This is a genomic window from Enterobacter sp. 342, from assembly GCF_036663495.1.
GTDB lineage: Bacteria > Pseudomonadota > Gammaproteobacteria > Enterobacterales > Enterobacteriaceae > Enterobacter.
Genome location: NZ_JAWUEI010000004.1, coordinates 115,217 through 138,861 on the forward strand (window position 1 = coordinate 115,217; position 23,645 = coordinate 138,861).

Consider the following 23,645-nt stretch of genomic DNA (forward strand, 5'->3'; position numbering starts at 1 on the left):
CTTGACCTCCTGGAACATGTCCTTAGCCAGGGTATGTTCTGTTGCCCAATCCATCTGGATTGGGCATTTTTTTTATGCAACTTCTGCCTGTATGGAGGCGACACGTGCGCTTTCTATCAGACGGATCCCCAGCGCAATGACACCACAGACGGTTGCCAGAGCGACCACGCCCGTCCAGCCCGCCAGCGAGTAGATATTACTGCCTAAGACGGAGCCCAGTGCCATGCCGATAAAGATAACGGTAAAGAGCAGAGCATTAAGGCGTCCCCGGGCCTGTGGTTCAAGGCTGTAGACCAGATTCTGATGGGCCACCAGACTAGACTGCAGACCCAGATCGAACCCAACGGCAGAGATGGCAATCAGAATCAGTTGCCCATGAGTTCCCAAAGCAGGCATCAGGAACATCAGGGCAAACGAGACAGTCACAAGTAATGCGCCAAGCTGTGTGACTTTTCCGGCTCCCAGTTTATCCGCCAGTCCACCCGCCAGCGGTGCGGCTAATGCACCTGCTGCACCCGCAATACCAAAACCACCGGCTACGGCACTGCCAAGGTGATAGCGTTCCAGCAGCATGACCGCCAGCGTGGACCAGAAGGCACTAAAGGCAATCGACAGAAAACCCTGTGCCAGCGCTGCACGGCGCAATGCCGGATAACGACGCCACAGATGTTCCATAGAACGCATCAGCGCGGGGTAGCTCAGTGTGGAGTGAATGGCGAAACGGGGAAGTACAATCCACATCATCACCCCGATGAACGCAATGCTCACCGCAGCCAGTTGGTACATGACGCGCCAGCCAAAGGCTTCTCCCACCACACCGCTAACAGTTCTCGACAATAAGATGCCCATCAGCAGCCCCGTCATCACCGTACCCACGGTTTTACCCAGCTTCCCTTCCGGCGCGAGAATAGCCGCAGCCGGAACGATATCTTGTGCCATGGTGGCGGCCATACCGATAAGTAAACTTGCCAGCAACAGGGAATGGAGTTGCCCGGTCAGGCTACAGCCCAGCAGGAACAGCGCCAGCGCCGCGCTTTTAATCAGGATTAATGTCCTGCGGTCATGACGATCGCCCAGTGGAAGCAGAAACAGAATGCCGAGCGCATAACCTGCCTGAGTTAAGGTTGGTACTAACCCCATGCCTTCAATGCTCAGATGAAGGTCGGCACCCATTAGCGGAAGAAGGGGCTGTGCGTAATAGATGGATGCCACGCTAAAGCCAGCGCCCAGTGCTAGCATGAAAATCACCCAGCGGCTGGCAGCGTGGGGGGAAGTCGTTGTGTTCATAAGATGTTCCTCATTCGTCGTGTGGGGCTATTTTTTATCAGTCTGCCTTGCGAGGGTAGCCAGCCCGGTGGTAAAACGCTTATACGTTAAACGTATGTCAGGGAGGTATATGAAACGAGTTGAGCGTTTAGACAGAGTGGAATTGATGCGCACGTTTGTTCGTATCGTTGAAACTGGGTCGTTATCAGCAGCGGCAAGGCAGCTTTCAACCACTCAGGCCACGGTTAGCCGACGTTTGCAGTCTCTGGAGACCCTGCTGGGGGCTCGCTTGCTGCTGCGTACAACCCATGCGACCCGGCTTACTGACGATGGTGAGCGCTGCTATCAACACGCCCGGCGCGTGATTGACAGCTGGCTGGCACTTGAAGATGAAGTTGGACAGGCTGAGGATGAACCGGTGGGGGTATTACGGGTGCGTGCACCGCATGCCTTTGGGCAGGACCAGTTTCTGAAGCCATTAACCGAATTTTTGCATCGTTATCCACAGTTGTCCGTTGAGTGGATGTTGCATGACAGGTCGGTAGATTTCCTGAGTGACAACATTGACTGCGCGATCCGCGTGGGTGCTGAGGTCGATCCGGCGACCGTATCTGTGCAACTGGCAGAGGTACCGCGCTCCGTCGTGGCATCCCCGGCACTGCTGGCGCGTTTTCCGGAGGTCAAAAAGCCAGAGGATTTGCAGGCACTCCCCTGGATCGCCATCAGTACCTTTTATCAGCGCCATATAGAGTTATTTGACGGCTCGGCACAGCCAACACGTATCGCCATTACACCGCGTCTCAGTACTGACAGTTTGTACGTGGCACGCAATACGGTACTGACTGGGCTTGGTGTCGCGATGGTCTCCAGCTGGACGGTGAAAGAGGATATTGAGAAAGGACGCCTGGTTCATCTTCTTCCGGAGTGGCAACCTGCGGCTCTGCCCGTTCATCTGGTTTACCCCTGGTCGCGATACTATCCGGCGCGTTTACGTCGTTTTCTTGAGATGATGAAACAGGTGATGCCGGACATTGCCGGAATGAGAAAGCCTGTAAACAAGCAATAAAAAAGCCGACCCGGAGGTCGGCTTTTTACTTTCGATGCCGTTACTCGACAGAGCGCGGGCGAGTCGCCGGTGCAGTCGCCTGATGCGTTGCACTGTGACCACCTGCTGAGCCTTTGCCTTCGAAGTTGAAAGCAGGGCGTACCCAGTCACTGTGACGCGGAGTTTCAGGCACGTACTCAGGTGCCGGAGCACGCGTCATAGGAGCTGTCGCAACATGAGCAGAGGCTGGCGCAGAAACAACCGGCTCTGGTTTCACCTCAGGTACTTTCACTTCTTCGGCTGCACGAACAGGTTCAGCTACAATCTCAACATCCTGAACCACATTTTCAGTGACGGTTTCGGCCATGATTTCTGCGGTATCTTCTACAGCAGCTGCAGGCTGTACTTCTTCTGCAACCTCTTCTGCCACTACGGTATCTTCTTCAGCGATCAGCTGCGGTGCAGCATCAACCGGGGTGGCAATCACTTCCGGATGCGTGGTTTCTACCGTCACGGCATGTGGGGTTTCAACCTCAATAATTTGCGGTTCTACCACGATGGCTGCTTCAGCTACGGTTTCTTCCACGGCTGCGACTGGCGCAATCAACTCTTCTGTTACCAGCTGTTGTTCCACAACCTGCTCCGGACGAGCGACCGGATAGCGGATCCAGACTTTACCGGATGCCATTTCAGGTGATGCGCATGCCACGGCTAATGGCATTGGCGACTGGGCAGGGTAACGCTCGTCACGATAACGACGGCGACGCTGACCACTGACGCGCAGATGGCGTGGAGAACGACGTGAACGACGCGGCATACCGGCATTATCGCGGTTTTCACCGTTTTCATCCTGCTCAACCGTGTTTTCTACCACAGCCGGCAGATCAACTTTTGCTAGTTGGGTACCGGTTGTGTTCTCGCTTGTTTCAGCGGCGACAATGGTTGACTCTTCGGTAGCTTCGGAGGTGAAGCGTACTTTCTGCGCAAGCTGACGCTGCTTACGACGCGGCATAACCTGAGTCCGTTCTTCCTGCTCGCCGTCCTGCTGTTCAACAGGCTCTTCACGGTTCAGGTTTTTGACTTCTTGCTGTGCCTGACGTTTCTCGTCGTTACGACGACGATTACGTTCGCGGCGCGGCTGCTGGTCGTCACGCTGTTTGCTCTTCTCTGACTCATCGCCCGCCTGCTGGCGAATTTCACGATCTTCAACATTTTGCTGTTGTTTCTCGCGACGGTTGCGACGGTTGTCTTCGCGTTGTTCACGGCCTTCACCGTTGTCTGAACGGTTGTCACGACGCTCGCTGCGGTCATTACGGTCGTTGCGATCATTACGATCACGGCGATTGTTCTGACGCTTGCGACGGTCCTGCTGACGCTCAGGCTTGGTTGCTTTTGGCTCTTCTTTCGGTTGCTCTGGTTGAGCTTCCTCGCCGGCAAACATTTTCTTCAACGCGCCAAAGAAGCGGCTCAGAAGACCAGGTTGATCCGGTTGGGTTTTTTCCACTGTAGCTGCTGGTTTCTGTGCCGCAGGTTTTGCAGCAGGTTTTTCCAGCGCCGTTTCAGGTGGTGCTTCAGGCATGATAAAGGTGGCTAACGCAGGTTGCTCAGGCAATTTGCGCTCGGCAGGCTCTTCATCGGAAGGCAGAGCCATCTCTTCTTCATGCAGCTTCGGCAGCAGGTAGCTGAGCGTGGTTGTCTCTTCGCCTTTACGGACACGCAGCACGTGATAGTGCGGGGTTTCCATCTGATCGTTTGGCACGATAATGCAGCGAACGCCACCCTGACGTGCTTCGATGGCACTTACCGCTGCACGTTTTTCGTTCAGCAGGTAGGACGCAATTGGCACAGGAACAATGGCGTGAACCTCTTTGGTGTTCTCTTTCAGTGCTTCTTCTTCGATCAGACGCAGGATAGAGAGGGACAGAGATTCGTTATCACGCACGGTACCGGTGCCGGAGCAACGCGGGCAGACGTGATGGCTGGATTCACCCAGAGATGGGCTCAGACGCTGACGGGACATCTCCAGCAAGCCGAAACGCGAGATATGGCTAATCTGGATGCGCGCACGGTCCTGGCGCACCGCTTCACGCAGACGGTTTTCAACCGCGCGCTGGTGACGAACCGGGGTCATATCGATGAAGTCGATAACAATCAGACCACCCAGGTCACGCAGGCGGAGCTGGCGGGCGATTTCATCAGCGGCTTCAAGGTTGGTATTGAAGGCAGTCTCTTCGATGTCGCCGCCGCGTGTTGCACGCGCGGAGTTGATATCGATAGCGGTCAGCGCTTCAGTGGTATCAATAACGATAGAACCACCGGATGGCAGACGCACTTCGCGCTGGAAGGCTGACTCAATCTGGGATTCAATCTGATAGTGGCTGAACAGCGGGATTTCACCGGTGTACAGTTTAATTTTGCTGGTGAAATCCGGACGACCCAATGCGGCAATGTGCTGGCGCGCCAGTTCAAGCACTTTCGGGTTATCGATCAGAATCTCACCGATGTCCTGACGCAGGTAATCACGGAAGGCACGCACGATAACGTTGCTTTCCTGGTGGATCAGGAATGGAGCAGGGCGGCTTTCCGCTGCTTTCTGGATGGCTTCCCAGTGCTTCAGACGGAAGCTCAGGTCCCACTGCAATGCTTCGGCAGATTTGCCTACGCCTGCGGTACGCACGATAAGCCCCATGCCATCAGGCAATTCGAGGCTTGCCAGCGCTTCTTTCAGCTCGGTACGATCATCACCTTCGATACGGCGAGAGATACCACCCGCGCGCGGGTTGTTTGGCATCAGAACCAGATAGCTCCCTGCCAGGCTGATAAAGGTAGTCAGTGCGGCGCCTTTATTGCCACGCTCTTCTTTATCAATCTGTACGATAACTTCCTGACCTTCACGCAGAACATCTTTGATGTTTGGACGGCCATGAGAGTTGTAGTTTGCAGGGAAATATTCGCGGGCGATTTCTTTCAGAGGGAGGAAACCGTGACGCTCAGCACCGTAATCGACAAATGCAGCTTCAAGGCTTGGTTCAATGCGGGTGATTTTACCTTTGTAAATGTTCGCTTTTTTCTGTTCGTGTCCAGGACTTTCGATATCCAGATCGTACAGGCGCTGCCCATCCACAAGGGCGACACGCAACTCTTCTTGCTGAGTTGCGTTGATTAACATTCTTTTCATCGTAACTTACTCGTTATTCTTACATTGACGACAAAGCTGCGGGCAAGGTGACGCTTTCCGGGGTATGAACCGATGGCCTCGTGTCTATTCACGTCGCCAACCTCACGGTTGTCGCTCGCTTAAGAGGCGCAAAGTGTCGGTTGCCTGTATTTCATACGGAAACACAGCGCAATTATCAGGGGAATTGCCTGGGTAGAACTCTCCAGAGAACAATCCTTATACCGGGAAGTACTGCAACCCGCAGCCCGCTAACTGCCTGAAAGATCAATACGTCTTACGCCATTGCTGCGTGGATGATCGGTCAGACAAAATTGGTCATTCCGTCAACATCCTTACTTAACCAGGATTTAACACGGAAAACAGCTTCATTATTCCACTGCTCGCCGGGTTATAGCAAGATGACTTTTACCAATTATCACCCGGTTACTCACAGTTTCTTCACTTCAGAATGGTGATTGGTTTAATAACCACCAAATCGGTTGCGCGAAACGGGGGACAGGCCGGATAAAAGTAAATATAAGCATAGAAAAATGAGTGGCGCTAATGGCTGACGATATTTAGAATCGCCAACCATGAAAACAGAGACTACAGCCGTAAAAATGGTTGCCATCGCCGAAGATGAAGCAGGGCAACGTATCGACAACTTTTTGCGCACTCAACTGAAAGGTGTGCCAAAGAGTATGATCTACCGTATCTTGCGTAAGGGTGAGGTGCGGGTTAATAAAAAGCGCGTGAAACCTGAGTATAAGCTCGAAGCAGGCGATGAAGTGCGTATTCCGCCAGTGCGCGTTGCAGAACGTGAAGAAGAGGTCGTTTCACCTAAGCTGCAAAAAGTCGCGGCCCTGAGCGATGTGATCCTTTATGAGGATGACTACATTCTGGTGCTAAATAAACCGTCAGGTACAGCTGTTCATGGTGGTAGCGGTCTGAGCTTCGGCGTGATTGAGGGTTTGCGAGCCCTGCGCCCGGAGGCGCGTTTCCTCGAACTGGTGCACCGTCTTGACCGTGACACGTCCGGCGTACTGCTGGTGGCGAAGAAACGCTCTGCACTGCGTTCTTTACATGAGCAATTACGTGAAAAAGGGATGCAGAAAGATTATCTGGCGCTGGTTCGCGGTCAGTGGCAGTCCCATGTGAAAGTGGTGCAGGCGCCATTGCTGAAGAACATTCTGCAAAGCGGCGAGCGTATTGTCCGCGTGAGCCAGGAAGGGAAACCATCAGAGACGCGTTTTAAAGTTGAAGAGCGCTACGAGTTTGCCACACTGGTACGTTGCAGCCCGGTCACCGGTCGCACCCACCAGATCCGCGTGCATACCCAGTTTGCAGGCCATCCTATCGCGTTTGATGATCGCTATGGCGATCGGGAGTTCGATAAGCAACTGGCGGGCACGGGGCTATCTCGTCTGTTCCTGCATGCGGCAGCGCTGAAGTTTACCCATCCAAATACGGGTGAAACCATCCGTATTGAAGCACCGCTGGATGACCAGTTAAAGCGCTGTCTGAAGGTTCTGCGCGGCTGATTCTGTGCCGGGTGGCGCTGCGCTTACACGGCCTACGAAGCCCGTAGGCCCATGCAAGCGAAGCGCCGCCGGGCAAAAATCACATCGTCAGCGGATTGCAGGCCTCACGCCGTAACATCTGGCACAGCGCAATCAGCGGTAAACCGACCAGGGTATTTGGGTCGCGGCCTTCCAGCCTTTCGAACAGAGCAATCCCCAATCCTTCACTTTTAAAACTGCCTGCACAGTTCAGCGGTCGCTCACGACGCACATAATCCATGATCTCTTGCTCGCTGAGATGGCGGAAGTGCACATCGAAAGGCTCGCACTCCGTTTGCAGATGGCCAGAGGCCGAGTTGTACAGCGCCAGGCCAGTATAAAAGGTGACGATATTGCCGCGTGCGCTCAGCAACTGCTGGATGGCATTCTCTTCGGTATGGGGTTTTCCGGTGATAACGCCATCAAGCACGCAAACCTGATCGGAGCCTATAATCAAATGCGAAGGATAATGTGCGGCGAGCGATTGTGCTTTCTCCCTGGCAAGACGCGTCACCAGATGACGCGGTGACTCGCCAGGCTGTGGCGTCTCATCAACGTCTGGTACAGCACATTCAAACGGGATCCCGAGCTTTTCCAGCAGCATTCGGCGGTAGGGCGAAGTGGAAGCAAGTACGAGATTTGGCATATTTTTATCACCAGATATAGCGTATCGATGCCAGCCATTTTAAACTACAGGCCGCAATGTGTGCGAATAATTGGCAAAAGGCAGCCCAGGTTGCCTTTTTCTTTGACTATATGACGTTACAAAGTTAATATGCGCGCCCTATGCAAAAGGTAAAATTACCCCTGACTCTTGATCCGGTTCGTACGGCTCAAAAACGCCTTGATTACGAAGGTATCTATACTTCCGATCAGGCTGAGCGTATTGCCGAATCCGTAGTCAGTGTGGACAGTGATGTAGAATGCTCCATGTCGTTCGCTATCGATAACCAGCGTCTCGCCGTTTTAACCGGTGATGCAAAGGTAACGGTAACGCTCGAGTGTCAGCGTTGCGGGAAACCGTTTGTACAGCATGTTCACACAACGTATTGTTTCAGTCCGGTTCGTTCTGACGAACAGGCTGAAGCACTCCCGGAAGCGTATGAGCCGATTGAGGTTAACGAATTCGGTGAAATCGATCTTCTGGCTCTGGTTGAAGATGAAATCATCCTCACCTTGCCAGTGGTTCCGGTGCATGATTCTGAACACTGTGAAGTGTCCGAGGCGGACATGGTCTTTGGGGAACTGCCTGATGAAGCGCAAAAACCAAACCCATTTGCCGTATTAGCCAGCTTAAAGCGTAAGTAATTGAGGAGTAAGGTCCATGGCCGTACAACAGAATAAACCAACCCGTTCCAAACGTGGCATGCGTCGTTCCCATGACGCGCTGACTGCAGTTACCAGCCTGTCTGTAGACAAGACTTCTGGTGAGAAACACCTGCGTCACCACATCACCGCTGACGGTTTCTACCGCGGCCGCAAGGTTATCACTAAGTAATCACGCGTCAGCGTGATTAGGCTTAGTGAGGATTTCCCCGTGTAAACGGGGAATTTACCGAACCAGGCTGCGACGATACCTTGACACGTCTAACCCTGGCGTTAGATGTCATGGGGGGAGATTTTGGCCCTTCTGTGACAGTGCCTGCAGCATTGCAGGCACTGAATTCTAATTCGCAACTCACACTTCTTTTAGTCGGCAATCCCGACACAATCACGCCATTACTTGCAAAAGCTGACTTTGAACAACGTTCGCGTCTGCAGATTATTCCTGCGCAGTCAGTTATTGCCAGTGATGCCCGGCCCTCGCAGGCGATTCGCAATAGCCGTGGTAGTTCAATGCGGATGGCGCTTGAGCTGGTGAAAGAAGGGCGAGCGCAGGCTTGCGTCAGTGCGGGAAATACCGGTGCGCTGATGGGGCTGTCGAAATTGTTGCTCAAGCCTATTGAGGGTATTGAGCGCCCGGCGCTGGTGACGGTATTACCGCATCAACAGAAGGGCAAGACAGTGGTGCTCGATTTGGGCGCTAATGTCGACTGTGATAGTACAATGCTGGCTCAGTTTGCCGTGATGGGTTCGGTGCTGGCAGAAGAAGTGGTCGGGATCAACAATCCCCGTGTTGCGTTACTGAACATTGGTGAAGAAGAGACCAAAGGCCTGGACAGCATTCGCGAAGCTGCAGAATTGCTCAAACAGGTTCCTTCCATCAACTATATTGGTTATCTCGAAGCCAATGAGTTGCTGACGGGTAAAACGGATGTTCTGGTGTGCGATGGCTTCACCGGAAACGTAACGTTAAAGACCATGGAAGGGGTCGTGCGCATGTTTCTTTCTCTGCTGAAATCTCAGGGAGAAGGCAAAAAAAGCGCCTGGTGGTTGATTTTATTGAAGCGTTGGTTACAAAAAAGCCTGACGCGGCGATTCAGTCACCTCAACCCCGACCAGTATAATGGCGCCTGTCTGTTAGGATTGCGCGGCATCGTGATTAAGAGTCATGGCGCCGCCAATCAGCGAGCATTTTCTGTCGCCATTGAACAGGCAGTGCAGGCGGTGCAGCGACAAGTCCCTCAGCGGATTGCCGCTCGCCTGGAATCTGTATTAGCTAAAAGTGACTGAGCGTACATGTATACGAAGATTTTAGGTACCGGCAGCTACCTGCCAAAACAAGTGCGTACCAACGCCGATCTGGAAAAAATGGTAGATACGTCTGACGAGTGGATTGTCACGCGCACAGGTATCCGTGAACGTCGTATCGCCGCGCCAGACGAAACCGTGTCTACCATGGGTTACGAAGCCGCACAGCGTGCTATCGAAATGGCGGGCATCGATAAAGAAGAGATTGGCCTGATCGTGGTCGCCACGACGTCTGCCACGCATGCTTTCCCAAGCGCGGCGTGCCAGGTGCAAAACATGCTCGGCATTAAGGGCTGTCCGGCGTTTGACGTCGCAGCTGCGTGTGCAGGTTTCACCTATGCCCTGAGCGTTGCCGATCAGTATGTTAAATCCGGTGCCGTGAAATATGCGCTGGTCATTGGCGCTGACGTGCTGGCGCGTACCTGCGATCCAACCGATCGCGGTACGATCATTATTTTTGGTGATGGTGCGGGTGCGGTACTGCTGGGTCAGTCCGAAGAGCCGGGTATCATCTCCACGCATCTGCATGCCGATGGAAGCTACGGTGAATTGCTGACGCTGCCTAACGCCGATCGCGTTAATCCGGATAACTCCATTTACCTGACAATGGCGGGTAATGAAGTCTTCAAGGTAGCGGTAACTGAGCTCGCGCACATTGTCGACGAGACGCTGGAAGCCAATAACCTTGAACGCACCGCACTTGACTGGCTGGTGCCGCATCAGGCGAACCTGCGAATCATCAGCGCGACCGCTAAAAAGCTGGGCATGTCGATGGATAACGTTGTGGTGACGCTGGATCGTCACGGCAACACCTCTGCGGCGTCGGTACCGTGCGCATTTGATGAAGCGGTACGTGATGGACGAATTAAACGGGGCCAACTGGTCTTGCTTGAAGCCTTTGGTGGTGGGTTCACCTGGGGTTCCGCGCTGGTTCGTTTCTAGGATAAGGAATAAAAAATGACGCAATTTGCTTTTGTGTTCCCGGGCCAGGGCTCTCAAACCGTTGGGATGTTGTCTGAAATGGCAGCAAACTACCCGGTAATTGAAGAGACTTTCCGTGAAGCTTCAGATGCACTGGGTTATGATCTGTGGGCACTGACGCAACAGGGGCCGGCAGAAGAACTGAACAAAACCTGGCAGACTCAGCCAGCGCTGTTGACTGCATCCGTTGCGCTGTGGCGTGTCTGGCAGCAGCAGGGCGGTAAAGCGCCAGCGCTGCTTGCAGGCCATAGCCTGGGTGAGTACTCTGCGCTGGTGTGTGCTGGTGTGATCGCGTTTGCTGACGCGGTACGCCTGGTGGAACTGCGCGGTAAATTCATGCAGGAAGCAGTACCTGAAGGCACGGGTGGCATGTCTGCCATCATCGGTCTTGATGATGCCGCCATTGCGAAAGCCTGTGAAGAATCAGCCGAAGGTCAGGTCGTTTCTCCGGTTAACTTCAACTCTCCGGGCCAGGTGGTTATTGCCGGTCATAAAGAAGCGGTTGAACGTGCGGGTGCTGCCTGTAAAGCTGCGGGCGCCAAGCGTGCGCTGCCACTGCCAGTGAGCGTGCCGTCACACTGTGCGCTGATGAAGCCAGCTGCCGAGAAACTGGCGGTTGAGCTGGAAAAAATTACGTTTAACACGCCGACAATTTCCGTTGTAAACAACGTCGATGTGAAATGCGAAACAGCGCCGGACGCTATCCGTGACGCGTTGATTCGCCAGCTCTACAGCCCGGTACAGTGGACCAAAACCGTTGAGTTTATGGCGTCACAGGGCGTTGAGCATCTGTATGAAGTCGGTCCTGGTAAGGTCCTCACCGGTCTGACAAAACGAATTGTTGACACCCTGACAGCTTCGGCGATTAACGAGCCGGAAGCGATGTCAGCGGCACTCTCGCAATAAAAGAGGAATACCATGAGTTTTGAAGGAAAAATCGCGCTGGTGACAGGCGCAAGCCGCGGTATCGGGCGCGCAATTGCTGAGACACTGGTTGCGCGCGGCGCGAAAGTGATTGGTACCGCAACCAGCGAGAATGGCGCTCAGGCCATTAGCGAGTATCTGGGTGCAAACGGTAAAGGTCTGGTACTGAATGTGACCGAACCTGCATCTATCGAATCTGTTCTGGAAAATATTCGCGCTGAGTTTGGCGAAGTGGATATTCTGGTAAACAATGCCGGGATCACTCGTGATAACCTGTTAATGCGAATGAAAGACGACGAGTGGAACGATATTATCGAAACCAACCTGTCATCTGTATTCCGTCTGTCAAAAGCGGTAATGCGCGCTATGATGAAAAAGCGTCATGGTCGTATTATCACTGTCGGTTCTGTGGTTGGTACCATGGGAAATGCTGGTCAGGCTAACTACGCTGCGGCGAAAGCAGGTCTGATTGGTTTCAGTAAGTCGCTGGCGCGCGAAGTCGCGTCTCGCGGTATTACTGTGAACGTTGTTGCTCCGGGCTTTATTGAAACGGACATGACGCGTGCGCTGACTGAAGAACAGCGTGCGGGTACACTGGCAGCAGTTCCTGCAGGTCGCTTAGGCGACCCTAAAGAAATTGCCAGTGCGGTTGCATTTTTAGCCTCTGACGAAGCGGGTTACATCACTGGTGAGACCCTCCACGTCAATGGCGGGATGTACATGGTTTAATCACGATGAAAAATATTTGCGTTATTGTAGGGATTGGCCTCAAAATAACGTAAAATCGTGGTAAGAACTGCCGGGATTTAGTTGCAAATTTTTCAACATTTTATACACTACGAAAACCATCGCGAAAGCGAGTTTTGATAGGAAATTTAAGAGTATGAGCACTATCGAAGAACGCGTTAAGAAAATTATCGGCGAACAGCTGGGCGTTAAGCAGGAAGAAGTTGTGAACTCCGCTTCCTTCGTTGAAGACCTGGGCGCAGATTCTCTTGACACCGTTGAGCTGGTAATGGCTCTGGAAGAAGAGTTTGATACTGAGATTCCGGACGAAGAAGCTGAGAAAATCACCACCGTTCAGGCTGCCATTGATTACATCAACGGTCACCAGGCGTAAGTGAACATCTCCAGGCGGTCATTCGACCGCCTGAGTTTTATCTTTTTTGTCCCACGAATCCCTTTTTTATCCCTCCCTGGAGGACAAACGTGTCTAAGCGTCGTGTAGTTGTGACCGGACTTGGCATGTTGTCTCCTGTCGGCAATACCGTAGAGTCCACCTGGAAAGCTCTCCTTGCCGGTCAGAGCGGCATCAGCCTAATCGACCATTTCGATACTAGCGCCTATGCAACGAAATTTGCTGGCTTAGTAAAGGATTTTAACTGTGAAGAGATCATCTCGCGCAAAGAACAGCGCAAGATGGATGCCTTCATTCAATATGGAATTGTCGCTGGCGTTCAGGCCATGCAGGATTCTGGTCTTGAAATTACGGAAGAGAACGCAACCCGTATCGGTGCCGCTATTGGCTCCGGAATTGGCGGTCTTGGCCTGATCGAGGAAAACCATACATCTCTGATGAATGGCGGCCCTCGTAAAATCAGTCCGTTCTTTGTTCCGTCCACGATTGTTAACATGGTGGCGGGTCACCTAACCATCATGTTTGGCCTGCGTGGGCCAAGCATTTCTATCGCGACCGCATGTACGTCCGGCGTGCATAACATCGGCCAGGCCGCGCGTATCATTGCGTACGGCGATGCAGATGCTATGGTTGCGGGTGGTGCTGAAAAAGCCAGCACCCCGCTGGGTGTTGGTGGTTTCGGTGCCGCGCGTGCGCTGTCTACCCGCAACGACAATCCTCAGGCGGCAAGCCGTCCGTGGGATAAAGACCGTGATGGTTTTGTACTGGGTGATGGTGCGGGTATGCTCGTGCTGGAAGAGTACGAACATGCTAAAAAACGTGGCGCAAAAATTTATGCTGAAGTCGTTGGCTTTGGTATGAGTAGCGATGCTTACCACATGACGTCGCCTCCAGAGAACGGTGCAGGTGCTGCGCTGGCCATGGAGAACGCGATTCGTGACGCGGGTATTACCCCAGCACAAATCGGCTACGTTAACGCGCACGGCACTTCTACGCCAGCAGGCGATAAAGCGGAAGCTCAGGCTGTTAAGTCTATCTTCGGCGAATCTGCCAGCTGCGTACTGGTGAGCTCCACGAAATCCATGACCGGCCACCTGTTGGGCGCGGCGGGTGCAGTAGAGTCTATCTACTCCATTCTTGCCCTGCGTGATCAGGCTGTTCCGCCAACCATCAACCTGGATAACCCGGATGAAGGTTGTGATCTGGACTTCGTTCCTCACGAAGCGCGCCAGGTCAGTGGTATGGAGTACACCCTGTGTAACTCCTTCGGCTTCGGTGGTACGAATGGTTCACTGATCTTTAAAAAGGTCTGAGCCTGGCTGCCTGATGGCGATAAAAAGGTCCGCTTGTCGGACCTTTTTTATTCGGTTTTATCCCCTTGTCCGATGTTATTCACCTTGCCAGACTGTACGACCACGCATAAGGAGCCAGTATGTTTCTAATCAATGGCCTTGAGCAGGACACGCTTCCTGCAAGCGACAGGGCGACTCAGTTTGGTGACGGCTGCTTCACCACGGCGCGTATTCGTCATGGCGATGTCTGTTTACTTGCAGAACATATCCGACGATTGCAGGGTGCCTGTGAAAAACTGCAGATCCCTTTCAAGGACTGGGACACACTTGCCGACGAGATGGCTCAACGGGCAAAAGGGCATTCCAGCGGCGTACTGAAAGTGATCATCAGCCGTGGCAGTGGTGGCCGGGGCTACAGTGGCGCGAACTGCCAGCATCCGGTGCGGATCCTCTCCGTTTCTGCATATCCTTCACATTATGAACGTTGGCGTCAGGACGGTATCACGCTTGAATTAAGCCCAATACGTCTTGGGCGAAACCCAGCGCTTGCCGGAATAAAACACCTTAACCGTCTTGAGCAGGTCTTGATCCGCGCTCATCTTGAGCAGTCAGACGCAGACGAGGCACTGGTCCTTGACAGCGAAGGGTTCATTACTGAATGCTGTGCGGCTAATTTATTCTGGCGGCAGGGCAGCGATGTCTTTACGCCGAAGCTTGATCAGGCTGGCGTAAATGGCATCATGCGCCAGTTTTGTCTACAGCAACTGGCACACTCTGGTTTTCGCGTTGTCGAAGTTAACGCAACTGAGAATGCGCTGATAACAGCAGAAGAGGTTGTTGTCTGTAATGCGTTAATGCCAGTTGTACCTGTTCGTGCCTGTGGCCAACAACGTTGGCCATCGCGCGAGCTGTATCATTTTTTAGCCCCGTTATGTGAGCAAACCAGAACGTCATGAAGAAAATGTTGCGCTTTATCCTGCTCCTGGTTGTTGTGCTGGCGATTGCTGGCGGAGTCGGAGTGTGGAAGGTTCGTCAGATGGCGGACAGCAAGCTTCTGATCAAAGAAGAGACAATATTTACCCTTAAAGCAGGAACCGGACGTCTGGCGCTGGGAGAACAGCTTTACGGCGATAAAATCATTAACCGTCCGCGTGTCTTCCAGTGGCTATTGCGTATCGAACCTGAGCTGTCACATTTCAAAGCCGGTACCTATCGTTTTACACCTGACATGACCGTCAGAGACATGTTGCAATTGTTGGAAAGCGGTAAAGAGGCTCAATTCCCGCTGCGTTTTGTGGAAGGGATGCGCCTGAGCGATTATCTCAAACAGCTGCGTGATGCGCCGTATATCAAACATACCCTGAAAGATGATCGCTACCAGACAGTTGCTGAAGTGTTGAAATTCGAACACCCGGAATGGGTTGAAGGCTGGTTTTGGCCTGATACCTGGATGTACACGGCGGGCACCACCGATGTGGCGATTTTGAAGCGGGCGCATAAAAAAATGGTCGCCGCAGTGGATTCCGCCTGGGAAGGGCGAATGGAAGGGCTGCCATATAAAGATCAAAACCAGTTTGTCACGATGGCCTCAATTATAGAGAAAGAGACGGCCGTCGCGGCCGAGCGCGATCAGGTTGCATCGGTGTTTATCAACCGTCTGCGCATCGGTATGCGTCTGCAAACCGACCCTACTGTCATCTACGGTATGGGCGAGAGTTATGCGGGTAAGATCTCGAGAAAAGATCTTGAGACGCCAACTGCGTATAATACCTACGTGATTAGCGGGTTACCGCCAGGCCCGATTGCCACGCCAGGTGAAGCTTCTCTGCGTGCGGCTGCACATCCGGCTAAAACACCGTATCTCTATTTTGTGGCTGATGGAAAAGGGGGACATACCTTTAACACCAACCTTGCCAGCCATAATCGCTCTGTTCAGGACTATCTGAAGGCACTTAAGGAAAAAAATGCGCAGTAAATACATTGTCATTGAGGGACTCGAAGGGGCGGGGAAAACCACCGCTCGCAACGTGGTGGTTGACACACTCAACGCGCTCGGCGTTGCGGACATGGTCTTTACCCGCGAGCCGGGCGGTACGCAACTGGCTGAGAAGTTGCGTAGCCTGGTGCTGGATATTAAATCCGTTGGCGACGAAGTTATCACTGACAAAGCTGAAGTTTTGATGTTTTACGCGGCGCGCGTACAGCTGGTTGAAACGGTAATCAAACCCGCGCTGGCCGCTGGCAAGTGGGTAATCGGCGACCGTCACGATCTTTCTACTCAGGCGTATCAGGGTGGTGGACGTGGTATTGACCAGACGATGCTGGCAACACTGCGCAATGCCGTGCTCGGTGATTTTCGTCCCGATTTGACGCTCTATCTGGATGTGACCCCAGAAGTGGGTCTGAAACGTGCCCGTGCGCGCGGTGAACTGGACCGTATTGAGCAGGAATCTCTCGACTTCTTTAACCGCACTCGTGCGCGTTATCTGGAGCTGGCAGCGCAGGATAGCTCTATTCGCACCATTGATGCGACCCAATCGCTGGAAGTGGTTACCCGTTCTATTCAGCAAACCGTGACGCAGTGGCTTCGGGAGCAGCAGGCATGAAATGGTATCCATGGTTGCGCCCACACTTTGAACAGCTGATCAATAGCTATCAGGCGGGTCGGGGGCATCATGCGTTACTGATTCAGGCGTTGCCAGGGATGGGGGATGATGCGTTGATTTATGCCATCACCCGTTTTCTGATGTGCCAGCAACCGGAAGGGCACAAGAGTTGTGGTAAATGCCGTGGCTGTCAGCTGATGCAGGCGGGCACGCATCCTGACTACTATACGCTTGAGCCTGAGAAGGGCAAAAACACGCTGGGTATTGATGCCGTGCGTGAAGTCAGTGAAAAATTGTACGAACATGCGCGACTGGGCGGTGCAAAGGTGGTCTGGCTTAAAGACGCCACACTGCTTACAGAGGCGGCAGCGAACGCGCTGTTGAAAACCCTGGAAGAGCCGCCGGAAAAAACGTGGTTCTTCCTCTCTTGCCGTGACCCGGGACGATTGCTGGCGACGCTGCGCAGTCGTTGTCGGCTTCATCACCTTGCAGTGCCTCAGGAATCGTGGGCGCTAAGCTGGCTGGAACGAGAGGTGACAACGTCACAAAATAGTGCACTGGCCGCATTGCGTCTGAGCAGCGGTGCACCTGCTGCTGCGTTGGCACTATTGCAACCTGATGTCTGGTCACAGCGAGAGACGCTCTGTAAGGCCGTTGACTCTTCACTCAACAGCCATGACTGGCTAAGTTTACTGCCTGCACTGAATAGCGATCAGGCCGTTGAACGTCTGCACTGGTTGGCTTCCTTACTTCTGGATGCACTCAAGATCCAGCAAGGCGCAACACTGCTGACCAACCTGGATGTGTGGCCGCTGGTGAACACACTGGCAAACCGCCTCTCAGGTAGGGTTCTGCACGCTATCCTTCATGAGGTTTGCCAGAGCCGTGAACAGCTTTTGACAGTCACTGGTCTTAATCGCGAGCTGTTACTGACCGACCAGTTACTGCGTATCGAACATTACCTGCAACCAGGCATCACACCGCCTGTTTCCCATCTCTGAGAGAGACATTATGTTTTTAGTCGACTCACACTGCCATCTTGATGGCCTGGATTATCAATCTCTGCATAAAAACGTGGATGACGTGCTGGCGAAAGCTGCCGCCCGCGATGTGAAATTCTGTCTGGCTGTCGCAACCACGTTGCCGGGCTATCGCACCATGCGCGAGCTGGTGGGCGTTCGCGATAACGTCGTATTTTCCTGTGGCGTACATCCGTTGAATCAGGATGAAGCATACGACGTAGAGGACTTACGTCGCCTGGCGGCGGAAGAGGGTGTTGTCGCGATGGGTGAGACAGGGCTGGACTATTTCTACACACCTGAAACTAAATCTCGCCAGCAGGAGTCCTTCCGTCATCATATCCGCATAGGCCGCGAACTTAACAAGCCGGTCATTGTTCATACCCGCGATGCGCGTGCGGATACGCTGGCGATCCTCCGGGAAGAAAACGTGACGGATTGTGGTGGCGTACTACACTGTTTCACAGAAGACAGAGAAACGGCGGGTAAACTGCTTGATTTGGGGTTTTATATTTCGTTTTCTGGGATCGTGACGTTTCGTAATGCAGAGCAGCTCCGTGATGCTGCGCGTTATGTTCCGCTCGATCGCATTCTGGTGGAAACAGACTCTCCTTATCTGGCACCGGTACCGCATCGCGGTAAAGAGAACCAGCCAGCCATGACGAGAGATGTAGCTGAGTACATGGCCGTGCTTAAAGGTGTCAGTATTGAAGAACTGGCCCGCGTCACGACCGAAAACTTCTCTACGCTGTTCCATATCGACCCCGCCCGCCTGCAATCTGTTTGATACACCTGTTTTTTTTAGGCTCGTAATTAATAAATAAAACGAGTAAAGTTCACCGCCTCATTTGGGGCGGTGAGGGTGTTTTTAGACACATCCGGACATGCTTTTTGTAAATAACTGAAAGTTTTTCGACCGCCTTAAGCTGAAACGTGATAGCCGTCAAACAAACCCAGAGGGAATTATTTTACTCTGTGTAATAAATAAAGGGCGCTTAGATGTCCCGTCCACGGCACGGTACTCCCCCCGGGCCAATGCGTGAAAGCGTAAAAAAAGCACAAATACTCAGGAGCACTCTCAATTATGTTTAAGAATGCATTTGCTAACCTGCAAAAGGTCGGTAAATCGCTGATGCTGCCAGTATCCGTACTGCCTATCGCAGGTATCCTGCTGGGTGTCGGTTCTGCAAACTTCAGCTGGCTGCCAGCCGTAGTATCCCATGTGATGGCCGAAGCAGGCGGTTCTGTCTTTGCTAACATGCCTCTGATCTTCGCGATCGGTGTGGCTCTGGGCTTCACCAATAACGACGGCGTTTCTGCGCTGGCTGCAGTTGTTGCCTACGGCATCATGGTGAAAACCATGGCTGTGGTTGCACCGCTGGTTCTGCACTTACCTGCAGAAGAGATCGCTGCGAAACACCTGGCAGATACCGGTGTTCTGGGCGGTATCATCTCCGGTGCGATTGCGGCCTATATGTTTAACCGCTTCTATCGCATCAAGCTGCCTGAGTATCTGGGCTTCTTCGCGGGCAAGCGTTTCGTTCCGATCATCTCTGGTCTGGCAGCGATTTTCACTGGCGTGATCTTGTCCTTCATCTGGCCACCAATTGGTTCCGCGATTCAGGCATTCTCTCAGTGGGCAGCCTACCAGAACCCAGTTGTTGCGTTCGGTATCTACGGCTTCGTTGAACGCTGCCTGGTACCATTCGGTCTGCACCACATCTGGAACGTACCTTTCCAGATGCAGATTGGTGAATATACCAACGCGGCAGGCCAGGTATTCCACGGTGATATCCCACGCTACATGGCGGGTGACCCAACTGCAGGTAAACTGTCAGGTGGCTTCCTGTTCAAAATGTACGGTCTGCCAGCTGCAGCGATTGCTATCTGGCACTCTGCTAAACCAGAGAACCGTGCAAAAGTGGGCGGTATCATGATCTCCGCAGCGTTGACCTCGTTCCTGACCGGTATCACCGAGCCGATCGAGTTCTCCTTCATGTTCGTTGCGCCGATCCTGTACGTTATCCACGCGATTCTGGCGGGTCTGGCGTTCCCAATCTGTATCCTGCTGGGTATGCGTGACGGTACGTCCTTCTCTCACGGCCTGATCGACTTCATCGTACTGTCCGGTAACAGCAGCAAACTGTGGCTGTTCCCAATCGTTGGTGCGTGCTATGCCGTTGTTTACTACACCATCTTCCGTGTGCTGATCAAAGCACTGGACCTGAAAACTCCAGGTCGTGAAGATGCAACAGAAGACAGCAAAGCAGGCGCAACCAGCGAAATGGCTCCGGCACTGGTTGCCGCGTTCGGCGGTAAAGAGAACATCACTAACCTGGACGCGTGCATCACTCGTCTGCGTGTGAGCGTTGCCGACGTTGCGAAAGTAGACCAGCCTGGTCTGAAAAAACTGGGTGCAGCAGGTGTTGTTGTGGCTGGTTCTGGTGTTCAGGCAATCTTCGGTACTAAATCCGATAACCTGAAAACCGAAATGGATGAGTACATCCGCGGCCACTAAGTTGTGACTAGGGGAGACTAAGGCAGCCGAATGGCTGCCTTTTTTATTGGTGCGGGTTTTATGTCTTAAAAAACGTCACTAAGGCGCGCGAGCGGTCACTCTTCATACAGCAGATGAACATTCGGGAAAGAAATCGGGGGAGAAGGTTGAAAGGACAGGAGAAACTCGCTCATACTCTTGCGTTATGTCACACGATCGTTCAGAGAGTGTGTTAACAGCGGACGCACCACGTCAGATTAAACAAAAAAGGAAAAGGTCATGGCTGAAGAAACGATTTTCAGTAAAATTATCCGTCGCGAAATTCCTTCGGATATCGTCTATCAGGATGAACTGGTGACGGCTTTCCGGGACATTTCCCCTCAGGCACCGACTCATATCCTCATCATTCCTAATATTCTGATTCCAACTGTAAACGACGTAAAAGCCGAGCACGAAGTGGCATTAGGTCGTATGCTGACGGTGGCCGCGAAAATTGCTGAACAGGAAGGGATTGCTGAAGACGGCTACCGTCTGATCATGAACTGTAATCGTCATGGTGGCCAGGAAGTTTATCATATTCACATGCATCTGCTGGGCGGACGTCCTCTGGGGCCGATGCTGGCACATAAAGGTCTTTGACATGCTTAAAGGGCGTATTGCAGCGCTGATACTGATGGTGATGATTGCGGGGTGCAGCTCGCGTCCGGCGATCCCCGTGAGTGATGAACAGACGCTGGTGATGGAATCCTCTGTGCTTGCTGCGGGCATCACAGCGCAACAACCTGCGTTGACTATCAGTGAAATCAACTCTTCTGCTTCCTCTACGCTCTTTAATGAAAGACATGAACCCGTGACGGTTCATTACCGTTTTTTCTGGTATGACGTAAGAGGTCTTGAAATGCACCCGCTGGAGGCGCCACGTAGCGTCACCATTCCGGCAAGGTCGTCGGTAACGCTCTATGGCAGCGCCAACTATCTGGGTGCACATAAGGTGAGACTTTATCTTTATCTGTAAGGGGTGAACCTTGATTAAAAATATGAGCCGTTATGCGCTCGTGACAGCTTTTGCTTTATTCCTCGCAGGGTGTGTGACCCGTACTGAGCAGCCTGCGCCTGTGGAAGAAGCTAAACCCGGTACTGAGCAGCCGACACAACCCACGCAGCCGGAGCCAACCGTGCCGTCGGTTCCGTCAATTCCGTCGCAGCCGGGCCCGATTGAACATCCGGACCAGACGTCACAGCCAGCGCCACGCGTGCGTCATTATGACTGGAACGGTGCGATGCAGCCGATGGTTGGTAAAATGTTGCAGGCTCAAGGCGTGACGGCAGGTAGCGTGTTGCTGGTTGATAGCGTGAACAACCGTACCAACGGTTCACTGAATGCGGGTGAAGCGACAGAGACGCTGCGCAATGCTCTGGCTAACAACGGTAAGTTTACGCTGGTCTCGGCTCAGCAGCTCGCGGTCGCTAAGCAGCAACTGGGCCTGTCACCACAGGATAGTCTCGGTACCCGTAGCAAGGCGATCGGTATTGCCCGTAACGTAGGTGCACAGTACGTGTTGTACTCTAACGCCACTGGTAATGTGAATACGCCAGCTCTGCAGATGCAATTGATGCTGGTTCAGACAGGTGAAATTATCTGGTCAGGTAAAGGTGCCGTTACGCAACAGTGAATTTACGCGTGAAGAGATCCTGACGCGTTATTTTCCCCAGTATCGCCTTATCGCGCCGCAGGCCCATTCCGGGCTTGGCGGCGCGAGTTGCATTATAGAGCATGGCGAACAACGGCTGGTGCTGCGGCAGAACCATGATCCTTTCGCTCCAGCTTCCCATTTTCGTCGTCAGTTTCGCGCCCTGAAGCGTCTTCCGTCGGATCTTGTGCCTGAGCCCTGTTTTTTCGGGCAGGGCTGGATGGCTGTTGCGTATCTGGCGGGTGAGATCAAAAGCGAGCTCCCGGACACCCCTGTGCTTGCGGCTATGTTGTATCATTTGCATCAGCAGCCGCGTCTGGGGTGGCGAATCGCGCTGTTCCCGTTGCTTGAGCACTACTGGCAGCAAGCCCTGCCAGACAGACGTACCCCAATGTGGCTTGCACATCTCAAACGACTGCGTAAAGCGGGTGAGCCACAGCCGATTCGGCTCTCACCGTTGCACATGGATGTTCATGTCGGAAACATTGTTCATACGTCAGTGGGGGCCAGGCTTATCGACTGGGAATATGCCGGAGACGGCGATATAGCGCTTGAACTGGCGGCAGTCTGGACAGAGAGTGAAGCCGCGCGGCAAAACCTCATCAGAGACTACGCCAGGGTGGCACATCTTGATGAAGGAGCGCTGGCGCGTCAGGTCAGGCGGTGGCGGCCATGGGTCGTGATGCTGATGGCTGGCTGGTTTGAAATGCGCTTTCAGCAGTCCAGATACAAACAATTTATTGCGCTGGCAGACGATGCCTGGCGTCAGTTACAAACTAAAGGATAAGAGAGGTTGGTGTGGGTCCAGTCATGTTGGATGTAGAAGGGTTTGAACTGGATGCGGAGGAGCGTGAGATTCTGGCGCATCCGCTGGTGGGTGGCCTGATCCTGTTTACCCGCAACTATCACGATCCGGCACAGCTGCGTGAACTGGTGCGTCAGATCCGCGACGCATCGCGTAACCATCTGGTGGTGGCCGTAGATCAGGAAGGCGGACGCGTACAACGTTTTCGTGAAGGCTTTACCCGCCTGCCAGCAGCCCAGTCTTTTGCTGCGCTGTTAGGCACGGATGAGGGGGGAAAACTGGCGCAGGAGGCTGGCTGGCTGATGGCCAGTGAAATGATTGCCATGGATATCGACATTAGTTTTGCCCCGGTTCTGGACGTGGGACATATCAGCGCTGCCATTGGTGAACGCTCATATCATGAAGATCCGCGTATTGCGCTGGCGATGGCGACCCGGTTTATCGACGGTATGCACGATGCGGGAATGAAAACCACCGGGAAACACTTCCCGGGCCACGGTGCAGTAACCGCGGACTCGCACAAAGAAACCCCACGCGATCCGCGCCCGGAAGCGGAAATTCGTGCCAAAGATATGTCGGTGTTCCGCTCGCTTATCACCGATAACAAGCTGGACGCCATCATGCCCGCGCACGTGATTTACAGCGACGTCGACCCACGTCCTGCCAGCGGTTCTCCGCATTGGCTGAAAACTGTTCTGCGTCAGGAGTTAGGGTTCAATGGCGTGATTTTCTCAGACGACTTGTCGATGGAAGGGGCCGCGATTATGGGCAGCTATGCGGAACGCGGTCAGGCGTCGCTGGATGCAGGTTGCGATATGATCCTGGTCTGCAATAATCGTAAAGGTGCCGTTAGCGTGCTGGATAACCTGTCGCCGATCAATGCAGAGCGTGTTACACAATTGTATCATAAAGGTTCATTTAGCCGTCAGGAGTTGATGGATTCGGCGCGCTGGAAGGCGGTCAACGCCCGGCTTGAAGACCTGAATGAGCGCTGGCAGGCACATAAAGCCAGTCTGTAAACCCTCCCGGAAGGC

General features: G+C 53.3%; 24 protein-coding genes. 21 read left to right on the plus strand and 3 right to left on the minus strand.

Translation table 11 applies throughout. The features are described from left to right. Window positions 1-72 precede the first annotated feature (72 nt). Window positions 73-1,287: an MFS transporter gene (locus tag V6E55_RS04980; RefSeq protein ID WP_316942302.1), complete on the minus strand. Its 1,215-nt coding sequence runs from the start codon at window positions 1,285-1,287 to the stop codon at window positions 73-75. 109 nt (window positions 1,288-1,396) lie between these two features. Here V6E55_RS04980 and V6E55_RS04985 point away from each other — a divergent pair, with 109 nt between their 5' ends. Next, on the plus strand, window positions 1,397-2,332 hold the full coding sequence (locus tag V6E55_RS04985) for a LysR family transcriptional regulator (RefSeq protein WP_207220704.1): 936 nt from the start codon (window positions 1,397-1,399) through the stop codon (window positions 2,330-2,332). 40 nt (window positions 2,333-2,372) lie between these two features. Here V6E55_RS04985 and rne read toward each other — a convergent pair whose 3' ends face one another. Beyond that, on the minus strand, window positions 2,373-5,489 hold the full coding sequence (gene rne, locus V6E55_RS04990) for a ribonuclease E (RefSeq protein WP_316942303.1): 3,117 nt from the start codon (window positions 5,487-5,489) through the stop codon (window positions 2,373-2,375). 572 nt (window positions 5,490-6,061) lie between these two features. On the opposite strand from rne, the gene rluC reads away from it, so the two are divergent. After that, window positions 6,062-7,009: a 23S rRNA pseudouridine(955/2504/2580) synthase RluC gene (rluC, locus tag V6E55_RS04995; protein ID WP_236920702.1), complete on the plus strand. Its 948-nt coding sequence runs from the start codon at window positions 6,062-6,064 to the stop codon at window positions 7,007-7,009. A gap of 79 nt (window positions 7,010-7,088) precedes the next feature. Here rluC and V6E55_RS05000 read toward each other — a convergent pair whose 3' ends face one another. Beyond that, a complete protein-coding gene (locus V6E55_RS05000) occupies window positions 7,089-7,673 on the minus strand; it encodes a Maf family protein (protein WP_114978212.1) in 585 nt (194 codons plus the stop codon). Between the two features lie 140 nt (window positions 7,674-7,813). Here V6E55_RS05000 and yceD point away from each other — a divergent pair, with 140 nt between their 5' ends. The 19 genes from yceD (at window position 7,814) to nagZ (ending at window position 23,630) form a co-directional block, all read left to right on the plus strand. Next, window positions 7,814-8,335, plus strand: a complete 522-nt coding sequence (gene yceD / locus V6E55_RS05005; RefSeq protein WP_014883375.1) for a 23S rRNA accumulation protein YceD — start codon at window positions 7,814-7,816, stop codon at window positions 8,333-8,335. Between the two features lie 16 nt (window positions 8,336-8,351). After that, a complete protein-coding gene (rpmF, locus tag V6E55_RS05010) occupies window positions 8,352-8,525 on the plus strand; it encodes a 50S ribosomal protein L32 (protein ID WP_003857964.1) in 174 nt (57 codons plus the stop codon). A gap of 80 nt (window positions 8,526-8,605) precedes the next feature. Then, entirely contained in the window at window positions 8,606-9,640 is a 1,035-nt protein-coding gene (gene plsX, locus V6E55_RS05015) for a phosphate acyltransferase PlsX (protein ID WP_108090219.1), read from the plus strand. 6 nt (window positions 9,641-9,646) lie between these two features. After that, on the plus strand, window positions 9,647-10,600 hold the full coding sequence (locus V6E55_RS05020) for a beta-ketoacyl-ACP synthase III (RefSeq protein ID WP_028019050.1): 954 nt from the start codon (window positions 9,647-9,649) through the stop codon (window positions 10,598-10,600). Between the two features lie 15 nt (window positions 10,601-10,615). After that, window positions 10,616-11,545, plus strand: a complete 930-nt coding sequence (gene fabD, locus V6E55_RS05025) for an ACP S-malonyltransferase (RefSeq protein WP_129996099.1) — start codon at window positions 10,616-10,618, stop codon at window positions 11,543-11,545. Window positions 11,546-11,557: 12 nt separating this feature from the next. Continuing rightward, the gene (gene fabG, locus V6E55_RS05030) at window positions 11,558-12,292 is read left to right on the plus strand and encodes a 3-oxoacyl-ACP reductase FabG (protein ID WP_028019048.1); all 735 of its coding nucleotides are present in this window, start codon (window positions 11,558-11,560) and stop codon (window positions 12,290-12,292) included. Window positions 12,293-12,446: 154 nt separating this feature from the next. Then, window positions 12,447-12,683, plus strand: coding sequence for an acyl carrier protein (gene acpP / locus V6E55_RS05035; protein ID WP_003857954.1), 237 nt, complete (start codon window positions 12,447-12,449; stop codon window positions 12,681-12,683). 89 nt (window positions 12,684-12,772) lie between these two features. Further along, on the plus strand, window positions 12,773-14,014 hold the full coding sequence (fabF, locus tag V6E55_RS05040; RefSeq protein WP_316942304.1) for a beta-ketoacyl-ACP synthase II: 1,242 nt from the start codon (window positions 12,773-12,775) through the stop codon (window positions 14,012-14,014). Between the two features lie 119 nt (window positions 14,015-14,133). After that, entirely contained in the window at window positions 14,134-14,949 is an 816-nt protein-coding gene (gene pabC / locus V6E55_RS05045; protein WP_316942305.1) for an aminodeoxychorismate lyase, read from the plus strand. Beyond that, window positions 14,946-15,968 carry a cell division protein YceG gene (yceG, locus tag V6E55_RS05050; protein ID WP_316942306.1) on the plus strand — a complete coding sequence of 341 codons (1,023 nt, stop codon included), beginning with the start codon at window positions 14,946-14,948 and terminating at the stop codon, window positions 15,966-15,968. The genes pabC and yceG overlap by 4 nt, the downstream gene beginning before the upstream one ends. Continuing rightward, entirely contained in the window at window positions 15,958-16,599 is a 642-nt protein-coding gene (gene tmk / locus V6E55_RS05055; protein WP_316942307.1) for a dTMP kinase, read from the plus strand. Before yceG ends, tmk begins: the two co-directional genes overlap by 11 nt. Next, window positions 16,596-17,600 carry a DNA polymerase III subunit delta' gene (holB, locus tag V6E55_RS05060; protein WP_114978207.1) on the plus strand — a complete coding sequence of 335 codons (1,005 nt, stop codon included), beginning with the start codon at window positions 16,596-16,598 and terminating at the stop codon, window positions 17,598-17,600. The genes tmk and holB overlap by 4 nt, the downstream gene beginning before the upstream one ends. A 10-nt stretch (window positions 17,601-17,610) precedes the next feature. Next, the gene (locus V6E55_RS05065) at window positions 17,611-18,405 is read left to right on the plus strand and encodes a metal-dependent hydrolase (protein WP_114978206.1); all 795 of its coding nucleotides are present in this window, start codon (window positions 17,611-17,613) and stop codon (window positions 18,403-18,405) included. A gap of 297 nt (window positions 18,406-18,702) precedes the next feature. Then, entirely contained in the window at window positions 18,703-20,136 is a 1,434-nt protein-coding gene (gene ptsG, locus V6E55_RS05070) for a PTS glucose transporter subunit IIBC (protein WP_108090213.1), read from the plus strand. 258 nt (window positions 20,137-20,394) lie between these two features. Next, window positions 20,395-20,754 (plus strand): purine nucleoside phosphoramidase, encoded by a 360-nt coding sequence (gene hinT / locus V6E55_RS05075; protein ID WP_114978204.1) that lies wholly within the window; start codon window positions 20,395-20,397, stop codon window positions 20,752-20,754. Between the two features lies 1 nt (window position 20,755). Then, window positions 20,756-21,130 carry a YcfL family protein gene (locus V6E55_RS05080; RefSeq protein ID WP_028019039.1) on the plus strand — a complete coding sequence of 125 codons (375 nt, stop codon included), beginning with the start codon at window positions 20,756-20,758 and terminating at the stop codon, window positions 21,128-21,130. Between the two features lie 10 nt (window positions 21,131-21,140). Further along, window positions 21,141-21,788, plus strand: a complete 648-nt coding sequence (gene lpoB, locus V6E55_RS05085; RefSeq protein WP_028019038.1) for a penicillin-binding protein activator LpoB — start codon at window positions 21,141-21,143, stop codon at window positions 21,786-21,788. After that, the gene (gene thiK, locus V6E55_RS05090) at window positions 21,769-22,593 is read left to right on the plus strand and encodes a thiamine kinase (RefSeq protein ID WP_316942342.1); all 825 of its coding nucleotides are present in this window, start codon (window positions 21,769-21,771) and stop codon (window positions 22,591-22,593) included. The genes lpoB and thiK overlap by 20 nt, the downstream gene beginning before the upstream one ends. 11 nt (window positions 22,594-22,604) lie before the next feature. Continuing rightward, window positions 22,605-23,630, plus strand: a complete 1,026-nt coding sequence (nagZ, locus tag V6E55_RS05095; protein WP_129996096.1) for a beta-N-acetylhexosaminidase — start codon at window positions 22,605-22,607, stop codon at window positions 23,628-23,630. The last annotated feature ends 15 nt before the right edge of the window (window positions 23,631-23,645 follow it).